12 protein-coding genes are annotated in these 12,910 nt (G+C 65.7%); 4 read left to right on the top strand and 8 right to left on the bottom strand.

The window, feature by feature from the left end:
• Complete coding sequence (locus OG874_RS43035; RefSeq protein WP_330252757.1) at positions 1 to 195, bottom strand: ferredoxin; 195 nt, start codon at positions 193 to 195, stop codon at positions 1 to 3.
• Positions 196 to 254: 59 nt separating this feature from the next.
• Entirely contained in the window at positions 255 to 1,103 is an 849-nt protein-coding gene (locus OG874_RS43030) for an SDR family NAD(P)-dependent oxidoreductase (protein WP_330252756.1), read from the bottom strand.
• Between the two features lie 153 nt (positions 1,104 to 1,256).
• On the opposite strand from OG874_RS43030, the gene OG874_RS43025 reads away from it, so the two are divergent.
• Positions 1,257 to 2,147, top strand: a complete 891-nt coding sequence (locus OG874_RS43025) for an AraC family transcriptional regulator (protein WP_330252755.1) — start codon at positions 1,257 to 1,259, stop codon at positions 2,145 to 2,147.
• 17 nt (positions 2,148 to 2,164) lie between these two features.
• Here OG874_RS43025 and OG874_RS43020 read toward each other — a convergent pair whose 3' ends face one another.
• Positions 2,165 to 2,926, bottom strand: coding sequence for an ABC transporter permease (locus OG874_RS43020; protein ID WP_330252754.1), 762 nt, complete (start codon positions 2,924 to 2,926; stop codon positions 2,165 to 2,167).
• Positions 2,923 to 4,200, bottom strand: a complete 1,278-nt coding sequence (locus OG874_RS43015) for a glycosyltransferase (RefSeq protein WP_330252753.1) — start codon at positions 4,198 to 4,200, stop codon at positions 2,923 to 2,925. The genes OG874_RS43020 and OG874_RS43015 overlap by 4 nt, the downstream gene beginning before the upstream one ends.
• A 132-nt stretch (positions 4,201 to 4,332) precedes the next feature.
• Here OG874_RS43015 and OG874_RS43010 point away from each other — a divergent pair, with 132 nt between their 5' ends.
• Positions 4,333 to 6,885 carry a cytochrome P450 gene (locus tag OG874_RS43010; protein WP_330252752.1) on the top strand — a complete coding sequence of 851 codons (2,553 nt, stop codon included), beginning with the start codon at positions 4,333 to 4,335 and terminating at the stop codon, positions 6,883 to 6,885.
• A gap of 353 nt (positions 6,886 to 7,238) precedes the next feature.
• The gene (locus OG874_RS43005) at positions 7,239 to 7,775 is read left to right on the top strand and encodes an NUDIX hydrolase (RefSeq protein ID WP_330252751.1); all 537 of its coding nucleotides are present in this window, start codon (positions 7,239 to 7,241) and stop codon (positions 7,773 to 7,775) included.
• Here the strand turns inward: OG874_RS43005 and OG874_RS43000 are convergent.
• Positions 7,759 to 8,511, bottom strand: coding sequence for a hypothetical protein (locus tag OG874_RS43000; RefSeq protein WP_330252750.1), 753 nt, complete (start codon positions 8,509 to 8,511; stop codon positions 7,759 to 7,761). The genes OG874_RS43005 and OG874_RS43000 overlap by 17 nt on opposite strands.
• On the opposite strand from OG874_RS43000, the gene OG874_RS42995 reads away from it, so the two are divergent.
• A complete protein-coding gene (locus OG874_RS42995) occupies positions 8,497 to 9,027 on the top strand; it encodes a class IV adenylate cyclase (RefSeq protein WP_330252749.1) in 531 nt (176 codons plus the stop codon). The two genes, OG874_RS43000 and OG874_RS42995, sit on opposite strands and share 15 nt — an antisense overlap.
• Before the next feature lie 136 nt (positions 9,028 to 9,163).
• On the opposite strand, the gene OG874_RS42990 is transcribed toward OG874_RS42995, so the two are convergent.
• From OG874_RS42990 to OG874_RS42980, 3 genes are read right to left on the bottom strand one after another with little or no spacing between them, the layout of a single operon-like run.
• A complete protein-coding gene (locus OG874_RS42990) occupies positions 9,164 to 9,529 on the bottom strand; it encodes an IclR family transcriptional regulator domain-containing protein (RefSeq protein ID WP_330257660.1) in 366 nt (121 codons plus the stop codon).
• The gene (locus OG874_RS42985) at positions 9,484 to 9,732 is read right to left on the bottom strand and encodes a hypothetical protein (RefSeq protein ID WP_330257708.1); all 249 of its coding nucleotides are present in this window, start codon (positions 9,730 to 9,732) and stop codon (positions 9,484 to 9,486) included. The genes OG874_RS42990 and OG874_RS42985 overlap by 46 nt, the downstream gene beginning before the upstream one ends.
• 2 nt (positions 9,733 to 9,734) lie before the next feature.
• Entirely contained in the window at positions 9,735 to 12,800 is a 3,066-nt protein-coding gene (locus tag OG874_RS42980; protein ID WP_330252748.1) for an alpha-mannosidase, read from the bottom strand.
• Positions 12,801 to 12,910 lie beyond the last annotated feature (110 nt).

The raw sequence follows: 12,910 nt of genomic DNA, 5'->3' as shown, positions 1-12,910 counted from the left end.
TCATTCCTCGATCTGGATCGCCATCGCGGGGCAGAAGGTAGCGGCCTCGCGAACGCTCTCGGCCTGCTCGGCCGGCGGATTCTCGTTGAGTAATACGACAACCCCGTCGTTGTCGCGTTGATCGAATACGTCGCCTGCATGCAGCACACACTGACCGGAGCCGACGCACTTACCTTGTTCGACAGTCACTTTCATCGACGCTCCTTTCTCGACCGCGACGTGATGGGTGCGAGCCAACGGCCCGCGATGCTTCGTTACGGGCTCGGCGTGGCACCCGCGGTGACCTCAGGGCGTTTCGTGGGTATGCCCGCGACGGTTCCGCCGTCGATCGGCAAGATCGTTCCCGTCACATACGCGGACCGATCGCAGCCGAAATACACCGCGGCCTCCGCGACATCCTCGGGGGTTCCGTCGCGTTTCAGCGGCTTACTGTTTCGCATATGCTCACGCACCGCATTGACGAAACGTTCGCTATCTTCCGCGGTCATATTCGCCGTGGACGAGGTGAGCAAGGATGTCGGGATATTGCCGGGTGCGATGCAATTGACCCGAATGTCATAGGCCGCCAGATCAGCCGCGGCCGACTTGGTGAAATGGATGACCGCCGCCTTCGAGCCCCGATACGTCATCACCCCACCACCGGCTTGGATTCCGCCGATCGAGGACAGGTTGATGATGGAACCGCCGCCATTGGTTGACATGTGTCGTGCCGCATCCCGCGTACCCGCCATGACACCCAGTAGGTTCACTGACAACACTCGGTGGAAGTCGCCCAAATCGTCGTCCAGGAAGCTGGCATGCATAGTTCCGGAGATGCCGGCGTTGTTGACCATGATGTCCAGGCCACCGAACGTTTCCAGCGTGGTGACGACGAGCCGGCCGACCTGTTCGGGATCGGCGACGTCGGTCTTCATGAAGACGGTGTCGGCGCCGCAGCTCGCGGCCAACGCCTCGCCGCGGTCACTGTCGCGGTCGGCGATGGCGACCACGGCGCCCTCGGCGACGAACCTCTCGACAATGGCTTGACCGATTCCGGACGCACCGCCGGTGACAATGGCGATCTTTCCCGCCAATTGAGGTCCGGCATAGGAATCGAGCGGCATATACACCCTCACTGGCGTTGCACGGAAAGTTGACATTCCGATTGAACCGCCGTGGGGTGCGCAGGCGTTAGAACAATACCGCCAGCCGACTGCACGATCCTGTCAATCTCAGCGGAATCGTGCACACCGGCCGAGAGTGGGATGATTTCCTGGATGGTGTCTCTCGACGAACTGCGTAAGTTGATCGTTTCCCATGCGGGATGCGCCGACCTCGCGATCGATGGCTTGCTCTTGTCATCGCGCGACGAGCCGATAGCGCCGATCCCCGGACCCGTCCTGATGATCGTCGCCGAGGGGGTCATCCGCGTGGTGTTCGGCGATCGGACTTACGAATACTGCGCCGGTCAGTACCTGGTTGCCTCGATCGATCTCCCGGTCATCGGTCACTACGTGCAGGCAAGTCTGTCGGAACCCTTCGTAGGTTTCGGGCTGACGTTCGAGCCGGAGGAGATCGCCGCCCTGCTGCTGGAGGCCGGATCCGACACCCAGAACCGCCGCGACCTGGCGGCCGGGCCCCGGCCCGGGCTGGCGGTAAGTGACGTCTCCAGCGAACTACTCGACTCCGCCGTCCGGTTGTTGCGATTGCTCGACCACAGAACCGATCTGCCGGTCCTGGCACCCATCGTCAAGAAGGAGATCCTTTGGCGGCTGATCACCGGCGAACAGGGCGCGACGGTCCGCCAACTCGGGCTGGCCGACAGTAGATTGACCCACGTCAGGCGGGCAATCCAGTGGATACGGGAGCACCACACCGAAACACTGCATATCGAGGATCTGGCCCGAATTGCCGGGATGAGCACTGCCTCCTTCCACCGGCACTTCCGCGCGGTCACCGCGATGACACCTGTCCAGTTCCAGAAGCAGATCCGCCTGCACGAGGCCCGTCAGCTACTGCTCAGCGAGGCTCATGACGTAGCGACCACCGGCTACCTGGTCGGCTACGACAGCCCGTCGCAGTTCAGCCGCGAGTACCGTCGCCTCTTCGGCGCACCGCCGGGCCAGGACGCCGCGCGCTTGCGCGAATCACGCGCCACCTCCCAGTAAGACCGGGAACCACCTGTCTATCGGTGCGACAGTCGACCGAATACCACACTCGCACCGGCGAACCCGACCACAGCGAGCCCGGCGCACCAGAGCAGGGCCGGACCGGCATGATGACCGGTGCCGGTCGAATTGAGCAGTCCGCGAATGGTTTCCACGACGGGTGTGGCCGGTTGGTAGTCGGCGAAACCGCGCAGCCAACCGGGCATGGTGGCGGTCTGCACGAAGGCACTGCTGATGTACGGGATGAACATGATCGCGTAGGTGAGTCCACCCGCCGCCTCGGGATTCTTGGCGACCAGCCCCAGCGCGACGCCGATCCAGGAGATCGCCAGCACGAACAGGGCGATCACCGCGAGCGCCGCGAGCCAGCCGACCGGACCGGCCTGCGGTCGGTAGCCGAGGACCAGCGCCACCCCGATCGCGATCGCGATGGCCGCCAGATTGCGGACGACACTTTCGGCGACGTGTCCGGCCAGCACGGCCTGCCGGAACATCGGCAGCGTGCGGAACCGGTCGATACTGCCCCTGGTCATATCGGTCGAGACCGCGGTAGCGGTGATCGAGGAGCCGAAACCGGTACACAGCAACATGATTCCCGGCACCACGTAGTCCAGATAGGGCCCGCCGACGTTGATGGCACCGCCGAAGACGTAGGTGAACAGCATCATGACCAGGATCGGCATGCACAGCGAGATGATCAGCGTGTCCCGGCTGCGCAGGGTGTGCCGGGCGCAGCGCCGGAACATGACGGCCGTATCCGCGAAAATATGGGCCGTCACCGGGCAGCGGCCTCGACGATGTCCGCGGTGCGGGCGCTGGCGTCCTCGGCACTGAGGGTCTTCGCGAATTCCGCTGCGCGCAAACGCATTTCCGGGGTGAGCAGCGCGGCCACCTTGGGCTCGAGACGGGCCGCGGTGAGCTGGGTGAACTTCAGGTGCGCGCCCACGCCGAGCCGCTCGACCTGTCCGCCCCACATGGGCTGCTCGAACGATACCGAGCACACCAGCGTCGGCAGTCCGGCGCGCAGGCTCTCGAACAGCGTCCCGATGCCGCCGTGATGCACCGCGGCGGCGCAGTGCGGGAAAACCAGATCGTGCGCGAACGGGCCGACGACCTTGACATGCCGGCCGACCTCCGCGTTCGCGATATCCAGATCGCTCCAGCCCGCGCTGACGAGTGCGCGCACGCCCAGCCGGGCGGATACCTCGGTGACCATGGCGAGCACCGCGGCGGTGTCCCGGATCGGCATGCTGCCGAATCCGAAGAACACCGGCGGCTCTCCCGCATCGATCCAGGACAGGATGCCCGCATGATCGCCCGCGAGATCGCCGACGGCGTCGCGCGCGGCGTGATCGAGGGTCAGGAATCCGGTGAACGGCCGGCGCTCATCCCATTGCTCGGGCAGCCCCGGCACCAGCGCCGGATCGTAGATCTGTACTTCCGGAACATTCGCGCGAGCCAGCACCGCGGCTGTACTCGCCCGCGACTTCGCCAGACCCAGTTCGGCTCGCAAGGCGTTGAGGTAGCGCATGAAGACGACGCGACGCAGGTTCTCGGCGAATGCCCAGGTGGCGCGATTGACGAGTGCGGGCGGATGCCAGTGCGGCGGCAACGCCCCTGGAAATGGATATGCGCTATTGGTTCGGCAGGGGAAATAGTGCAGGCTGACCAGCCCAACCCCCATGGCTTCGGCAACAGACGCGGCCCGGTCCTCGGTGACAGTGCTCGCCACGATCAGATCGGCGTCCGCGCACACCTCGATGACCTCGCGGTTCATCTGGTCCGCGTAATCGGCCATCTGCCGGGCCACGAGCTGCATCAGGCGGAAGGTGCTGCCCGCCGCCAGCGCCCGCTGCCCGGCCTCCGAGCTGTAGAGCTGCTGCACGTCCGGGCCGCAGGCACGGGCCGGTAGTCCCGTCGCGGTGACGAACTCGACCAGGTTGGGCGGCGCGCCGAGCAGCACGTCGTGACCGCGCCGCCGCAGCTCGAGGCCCAGTGCCACTACCGGCTGTACGTCACCACGGGTTCCGGTCAGCGGTATCGCAATTCTCAAGGCGCTTCTTTCGGTGCAATCGTCGTCCGGGGCGGTGTGCTCGGTGACCAATCTAGGGCCACTGACCAAAATGGTGAGTCCACACAATTTTCGGGTCTACCGCAAACACCGTGCGGCGGTACAGTGCCATTGGTGCACATCGCGATGTTCATGGATTACCACCCGACCACGCTCGGTGGGGTCCAGACCGCGGTCCGCGCGCTGTGTCGTGGACTCGAGCGCGCCGGCCACCGCGTCACGCTGTTCGTCGCGCCACAGCCAGGAGCCGCGGCCGTCCCGGATGTAGTGGAACTGCACGCCGCCGCGCTCGCGGTGAACGGTTTCCCGGTCGTACTGCCCGGCAAGCGCAATGACGGGTTGATCGACGCCGCCTTCGCCGCCCGCGGCCCGATCGACCTGGTGCATACCCACACCACCTACGGTGTCGCCATCGCCGGGATGAAAGCCGCACGGCGACACCGGCTTCCGCTGGTACACACGGCGCAGAGCCGCGATGACGCATTCATCGAGCACACCGCGCCGGCCCCGTATCCGGCGGCGCTGGCCATGCGCGCGCTACACGGCCGGTTCGTGCCGCACCGCCGGCATATGCCGCGCCGACCCGAAAGCCGCGCGGCCCGCCATGCCTGGTGGACGATTGTCGGCCAGGCGCAGGCCGCCGACCAGGTGATCGCGCCGACCCACCATTTCGCCGAACTACTGCTCGCGCACGGGCTGACCCGACCGATCCGGGTCGTATCCAACGGCGTCGACGACGAACTGCTCGACGGGCGCGGCACTGCCGAACATCCGGCGAACGGACCGCTCCGGCTGATCTGGAGCGGACGACTCTCCGCTGAGAAGCGCCTGCTGGAATCGATCGAGGCGGTGCGACGCGCCGAGAACTGCACGCTCGATATCTATGGTGAGGGCGATCTGCGCGCCGCGGCCGCCGCCGTGATCGCCGAACACCGGCTCGCGGATCGAATCCGCGTGCACGGCAGGGTCACTCAGGCCGAGAATATCGCCGCCATGGCCGAATCCGATGCGCTGCTATTTCCTTCGCTCGGTTTCGACACCCAGGGCATGGTGCTGCTCGAGGCGGTGGCGGTGCGGCTGCCGATCATCTATTGCGATCCCGATCTCGATGAGTCGGTGCCCGCCGATGGCGGAATCCGCACCGGAGATCCGTCGGCGGCCGGGATTGCCGAAACCATCACCGAACTCGCCGCCGATCGCGCTACGCTCGCCGAAATGCGTACGGTGCTCGACAAGTTCGGCGACTCGGTGCTGCAGTCACGTCAGACAGGGGCGGTCTTGGAGATCTACCGACAGGCTGCCGAGCAATCCGCGCAGAGTCCGGAACTGGTTATGCCACAGGACCTTTCCGAGGTTCCCACCGCGCCGGGACACCTACCGCTGCTGGGACACAGCCTGCGGGCGCTGCGTGATGCCCCCGGCTTCGTTACATCGCTTTCCGAACTCGGTCCGATCGTGCGAATCCACTTCGACCAGAAGATCGGCTACCTGCTCACCACGCCCGATCTGGTCCGCGAGGTGGGACTGGGCGATGCCGAACTCAACCGCGACGACCTGCGCGAGGCGATCGAAGATGTCGCGGGCGGATCGGTCAATGTGCTGCGCGGCGAGGAACACAAGCTGCGGCGCCGGATGATCGCACCCGCATTGCGACAGAGCCGCCTCGCCGAATATACGAAGGCGGCCGCCGAGATCGCCGAAACCTGGTCGGCGGGACTGCCTTCGGGCGGTCGGGTGAATCTGATGGACGAGGCCCACGGTCTGGTGCTCGATACGGTCACCTCGACACTGTTCACGGCCGAGTTCAGCGCTGCGGTGCGACGGGAGATCCGGGACAATGTGCCCTGGCTGCTCAGCCAGGTCATCATGCGCACCGCGCTACCGCCGCAGGTGCGCCGCCTGCGGCTCATCGCGAACTGGCGATGGCGCACGAAAGCGCGCCGGCTGCGCGGCGCCATCGGTGCCGCGGTAGCCGAATACCGCCGCCGCGACGAGGATTTCAACGATGTGGTGTCCGCGCTCATCCGGCACACCGATCCCGAAACCGGTGCCACGCTATCCAACGAACACATCATCGACGAGGCGATCCTGATGCTGGCGGGCGGAGTCGGATCCATGGCGTCGCTGGCAGGCTGGCTGTGGCACGAGGTCATGCGCCGCCCGCATATCGCCGAGCGGGTTTACGCGGAACTCGACACCGTCGTCGGATCGGGACCCGTTCGCGCCGAACACATCAACACGCTCCCCTACCTCAAACAGGTGGTGTCGGAAACACTGCGCTTCTGGGGGCCGTGGATCAGCGCGGGCACCGCGGACGGCGACGTCACCGTCGGCGGGCTCACCATTCCCGACGGCACCGCGATCATGTTCAGCCCCTATATGGTTCAGCACGACAAGCGCTATTTCGCCAACCCGGAATCCTTCGACCCCGACCGCTGGTCGCCCGAGCGCGCCGACGAGATCGACAAGAAGGCCAATCTCTCCTTCGGCGTCGGCCGCCGCCGCTGCCTGGGCGATCACTTCGCCCTCCTCGAGATCACCCTGGCCTCGGCCGCGTTCCTCAACCGCTGGCGACCGATCCCCGACCCGAAATACGTTGTGCGCGCATCAAATCGAGATTTCGTACTGTCCCCCTCGGCACTGCCGGTCACGCTGCGTCCGCGCTAGTCACCTCGCCCTCTTCCACGTTCATGCTCGCCGGCGCAGTCTCGTTCGCGGGCCGCCTCCCGCGCCCGCCGGGTGGTATCTTCCTCGACGATCGGTCCCGTGGGCGTGACTGACAGCGGCGGCAGGCCCTGAACCATAAATCCCGCCAGCCCGAATAACCTCGGGCGCAATCCCGGCACGCTCAGCCCATACGCGCGCCTGATCCTGTCCGACAGCAAGTCGTTCGTGCAGCCCTACAACTACCAGCAGACACCACCGCTGGTGGTGAAGACCGGCACGCCTCGGCAACGTATGTTGTTCGGAGACCTTGGCGGCCTGGGGCTGGGCGGAAGTGGCGGGCGTAAGGTCGAGCCGTGAAGCGCACCCAGTGGAAGATTCACGGCGAGAAGCTGGTTGACGAGAACCGCCACATCCGGTTGTCGACTGTCGATATCGAGCTGCCGGACGGCGTGAAGTTCACACAGTATGTAGCACGGATGCCGCGCTGCGCGATGACGCTGGTACTCAACGAGAACCGCGAAGCCTTGTTGATGTTCCGGCACCGGTTCATCATCGACAGGTGGGTGTGGGAGTTGCCCGGGGGCTATGTCGACCACGCCGAAGACATTGCTGCGGCCGCTGAGCGCGAGGTGGAGGAGGAGACCGGCTGGCGGCCACGGTCGATGGAGCACCTGGTCACCTATCAGCCATCGATCGGCAGTCTGGACCAACCCCAGGAGATCTACCTGGCGCGCGGCGCCGACCTCACCGACACGGTGCCCGATATCAACGAGGCCGAAGATATTCGGTGGATACCGCTCGAAGAGGCGGTGGCCATGATCGACCGTGGTGAAATCGTCGGCGCGGCCACGGTGGTCGCGATCTATCGCGCGGTCAGTCTCGACGTGTAGTCAGCTCGCGTACCTGTTGCCGAAAATTCTCAACATCTGGGATTGCAGCGTAGGGGGTCAATCGCTGGCGCAGGTCACGCAAGTAGGCGTAGCTGCGACGCGATGACAGGCAGGCCACGATGTCGAGCGCCTGCTGTCCAACGCGCACAGCCTCGCGCGGGTCTTCACTCGCGCGGGCGGAAGCCAGAAGCGACAAGTTGAAGGCGCGTCCGCGGAGGTAGCCGTCGGACATGTTCAGTGATTGCTCGGCGAACCGCGCGGTGCGTCCGTCGTCGCCCAACGCCCGGAAGCAGTGGGCGACCTTGGCGGACATGTACGCGCCGTCGAAATAGGTCAGCCATTCCGGCCGATCGGACGACTCAGCCTTGGAGAACGTGCGTTCGGCCGCTGTGATGGACGTGGTGCACATCGAGTCGTCCAGACGTGCGGCGTGGCCGTGCGCCTCCACCATGTGGCATTCCGCCTCCAGAGCCGCCAGTCCGGCGCTACGGGCAGATATCCGGGCTGCGCGCGCTAGATCAACAGCATCGCCGGGCCGACCGACGTAGGTGGCCTGGTGACTCATCGCTGCGAGAATCTCCGCCCCCAGGCCGGGATCACTGGCCGCGCGGGCCAGCCGTAGCGCTTGGATCAGGTATCGCTGGGCTAGCCCATGTTCCTCCGGCTCACCACCCGCCGCGCCGGATAACGTCAGCTCATAGACCAACCCATAGGAGGCCCTGTGCCCATCGAGCACGAAGCCAAGATTCTCGACATCGACCCCGACACCATCGAGCAACCCATACTGGACAAGGGCGGCAGGAAGCTCGGCGAACGATTCATGCGCCGCTACGTCTACGACATCACCCCCGGCGTCGACGGCAAGTGGATCCGGTTGCGCGACAACGGGAACGGGACCACGCTCGCTGTCAAGGAGATCACTAGCGACGCCATCGACGGCACCCACGAGACAGAGGTAGGCGTCGACGACTTCGCCGCCACCAACGCCTTGCTCGGGATGCTGGGCTTCACCGCGAAGTCGTACCAGGAAACCAAGAGGGTCAGCTTCGAACTCGATCGTGCACAGATCGAGGTCGACACATGGCCGCAGATCCCTCCGTATGTGGAGATCGAAGCGGCAAGCAAGAATGAGGTGATCCGGGTCGCCGAACTGCTCGGCTACACCGAATCCGACCTCACCGGCGAAAATACGATCAAGATCTATGCGCGGCACGGCATCGACCTCAACACCATCCGCGAACTACGTTTCTGATCGAGTCGTCCGGTACGACGCCGCAACCTCTCAAATCGAGAGTGTTGCGACGACCGTGTGAACCCAAGAACCCAAGTTATGAGCGTGGGGGTCTTCGCTCTTCGGGACTACTCGTCGGCGTTCGTAGTCTGTGGCGCTATCGCCGGCTGCCGGGGGTGGCGGGCGGCTGCCGGGTCGATCGCGAGGTCGGTAGGCCCAGGGCTTGCGAGGCGTCGCGGGCGGCCGTGAGCAGCAGCGGCGCACAGGTGCGAACCTTCGCGCGGTCCAAATCGAAGGTGAGCGCCGAAACGCTGATACCGCCGATCGGAGCCCCGTGGTGGTCCAGCACCGCGGCGCCGAGGCAGCGGGTGTGCTCCTCGTTCTCCTCGTCATCGACGGAGTAGCCGCGCTCGGCGACCGAATCGAGATGGGCGATCAGCAGATCAGGATCGATAATCGTCCGAGATGTCATGGCGGTCAACCTATTTCGGGCGATGAAGGCGCGCTGCTCCGGTCGGGACAGACCGGCGAGAATCGCCTTGCCGATGGCCGTGCTGTACAGCGGAAGACCACCGCACCGGAAATATCGTCGGGCTCGGCCCACCGTCCGGCCGGAATGCGTTCGGCGATAGCGCGATTGCGGTCCTGATCGGCGCGCAGCGCGGCGGTATTGCCGGTGGCGACATCGCCGCTGCCGTCGTCAGCGAGTTTGACAGCACTAGTCACCACTACCAACTCGACGTCGGCCTGCGCCGCTGAGCCGGAAGGCTGTTCACCCCGCGGGATTCCGGGGAGCGGGCGAACCGGAGCGTGACGAGCTGAAAAGGTCTCAGCCGCAGGCGAACTCCCGTACCCTCCGGGGTCGCGGGGGTGTCTCCCGGTAGCGGTCGCTCCAGCAAATCGCAGACCTGGAACCCTGCCACATCGAAGCCGGGAACCACCAGCGCCGAGGCACGACCGCCGTGCGCCTCGTAGACCCGCAGCACCACATCGCCGCTGCCGTCGTCGGCGAGTTTGACAGCACTGGTCACCACGGCGTCGTTGTCGATGGTGAACAGCGGCTCGACGGCCGCACCGACACCAGGCGTCGACGGCGTGAGGTTGATGCGGTAGCCCTCGCACACCGCATCCCCGATCGCGGCGCCCGGGATCAGCGAATGTCGGAAATGGTGTGCGCCGTGGTCGGTCTCTGGATCGGGAAATCGCGGCGCCCGCAACAGCGAAACCCGCAGTGTCGTCGTCGTTCCGCCATCGGCCCGGACCGTGCGGGTGACGTCGTGTCCGTAGGTCGAATCGTTGACGAGCGCCACACCCCAGCCCGGCTCGGCGAAGTGGACGAACCGGTGGTTACAGGCTTCGAACTTGGCATACTCCCAGCTGGTGTTGGTGTGGGTCGGCCGGAACAGATGCCCGAACTGGGTCTCGCAGGCGTAGCGATCGGCGTGGATGTCCAGGGGGAAGGCCAGTTTGAGGAACTTCTCCGTCTCGTACCAGTCGACGCTGGTATCGATATCCAGACCCCGCGCACCTGCCCGCAGCGTCAGGGTCTGCTCGACCGTGGACGATCCGAACGATCGGGCAACCCGCACCGCACCCGAATCCGGTTCTGCCACAATGAAGTCCACTTCGGTGAGGTCGGTAACCCGGTTCCGGTAGAAGAGATCGACATCCCAAGCGTCCCAGGAGTTCGGCAGATCCGGATGCAACTGCAGCAGATTCGCGGCCGAACCCGGCGGCAGCGTCTCGCGCTGATTCTCCAGATCGAACACCGACACGACGAGGCCGCGGATATCCACTTCGACCCGCAGCAGACTGTTGTCGAGGACAAACCCGCCACCCGCGCGCTCGGCCACCGAGCACGAGTGACTTGGCTCCACCGGAGCCGCCGCACCGGCGGGAACCGCTCGCCAGGTATGCGGCGTCGAGTTGAAGATATTCGGTCCCGTCCGCGCACCGCCGAGCACCCATTGCGCTCGCTCGATGAGCGTCGTCAGCTCCTCGGCCACCGCCGCGTACGTCCGCTCCGCCTCGCGGTGCACCCAGGCGATCGACGAGCCCGGCAGGATGTCGTGAAACTGGTGCAGCAGCACCGTCTTCCAGATCCGGTCCAGTGCCGCGTAGGGATACTCGAAGTCCTTCCGCACCGCCGCCGTGGCCGCCCATAGCTCGGCTTCGCGCAGCAGATGCTCGCTGCGCCGGTTGCCCTGCTTGGTCTTCGCTTGACTGGTCAGCGTGGCGCGGTGCAATTCGAGATACAGCTCCCCCACCCACACCGGCGGGTTCTGATACTCGGCCTCGGCCTTGGCGAAGAAATCGGCGGGTGCGTCCCACACCACCTTCGGCGAGCCCTCGAGGTTCGTCATCCTGGCGGCCTTGGCGACCATCTCGCGCGTCGTCCCGCCACCGCCGTCACCCCAGCCGGTCGGCGCCAGAGACATCGATGCACGGCCCTTTTCCTCGAAATTCCTTGCGGCGTGCGCGATCTCGCGGCCGTGCATCGAGCAGTTGTAGGTGTCGACCGGCGGAAAATGGGTGAAGATCCGGGTTCCATCGATGCCCTCCCACAGGAAGGTGTGATGTGGGAACTGGTTGGTCTGGCTCCAGGAGATCTTTTGTGTCAGTAGCCATTTGGACCCGGCGGCCTTGATGATCTGGGGCAGCCCGGCGGCGAATCCGAACGTATCGGGCAGCCATACCTCCTGGCTCTCGACACCGAACTCCGCCAGGAAGAACCGCTTGCCGTGCACGAACTGCCGCGCCATCGCCTCGGAGCCCGGCATATTCGTATCCGACTCGACCCACATGCCGCCGACCGGCACGAACCGTCCCTCCGACACCGCCTTCTCGACCAGCTCGTAGACCTCGGGACGGTGCCGCTTTATGAAATCGTATTGCGCGGCTTGGGACATCGCGTAGATGAACTCGGGCTCCTCGGCCAGCAACGCGGTCATATTCGCGGTGGTGCGCGCCACCTTGCGCACCGTCTCGCGCAACGGCCACAGCCAGGCCGTGTCGATATGCGCGTGCCCGACCGCGCAGACCGTATGCGCGGACGCCACCGCAGGCGCGGCCAGCACCTCGACAAGGCACGCGCGCGCCGCCGCGGCGGTGGAGTTCACGTCCCGCAGATCGACGGCGTCGAGCGCGCGCTCGATCGCCCGCACGATGTCGTAGCGGCGGGCGGGCTCCTCCGGCATCTCGTGCATCAGCTCGCCGAGCACCTCGAGATCCTGCATCAGCTGCCAGACCTCGTCGTCGAAGACCGCGAGGTCCAGCCGGCCCAGCCGGTATTGCGGCTCGGCACCGGCGGTGGCCTTGTCGCCGAGCACGGTCGGCCCGAAGAACGGAATGATCGGGTTCGAAGCCGCCTCGACATGCAGCACCACCTGCTCGCCGCCGACCGCCGGGGACGCCACCCGCACCCACTGGTTACGCGGGTGCAAACCCTTGACCGGCGATCCGTCCGGCCGATAGACCAGGCCCTCGCATTGGAAACCTGTCATGTTCTGGTCGAAACCGAGATCGATGATCGCCTCGACGGTCTTGCCCGCCCATTCGGCGGGCACCGTCGCCTCGACCGTGAGCCAACTCGTCCCCCACGGCGCGCCCCACCTGGCCCCGGATTCGATGGGTGTCCGGGGCGCGGCCAAGCCCTCAGCGACCGGCACCGGCTCATCCGGAGCGACCCAGATGGAGGCCGTCAGCGGCACCGATTCCGGGTAGATGGCCGGCATGATCCGCTCTGTGAGGACCCGCCCGAGGCGGTTCTCGACCAACCGACGGTCATCGTGCATAGCGGTGGCTCCCATCGGACCGGGGCGTGATCAACCCATTCTCCGACAGCGTGGTGAATTCTCCGATACACCGGCCGCACTGCGTGTTCAGCGATCCGTCGCGACACCAG

The sequence above is a fragment of the Nocardia sp. NBC_00565 genome (genome assembly GCF_036345915.1).
GTDB lineage: Bacteria > Actinomycetota > Actinomycetes > Mycobacteriales > Mycobacteriaceae > Nocardia.
This window is presented reverse-complemented; position numbering and strand designations above follow the sequence as displayed.

Bases quoted from the DNA above. Each gene is read 5' to 3' on its own strand.
- OG874_RS42980 (WP_330252748.1), bottom strand. From the start codon at position 12,800: ATGCACGATGACCGTCGGTTGGTCGAGAACCGCCTCGGGCGGGTCCTC.
- OG874_RS43030 (WP_330252756.1), bottom strand. From the start codon at position 1,103: ATGCCGCTCGATTCCTATGCCGGACCTCAATTGGCGGGAAAGATCGCC.
- OG874_RS43025 (WP_330252755.1), top strand. From the start codon at position 1,257: ATGGTGTCTCTCGACGAACTGCGTAAGTTGATCGTTTCCCATGCGGGA.
- OG874_RS43035 (WP_330252757.1), bottom strand. From the start codon at position 195: ATGAAAGTGACTGTCGAACAAGGTAAGTGCGTCGGCTCCGGTCAGTGT.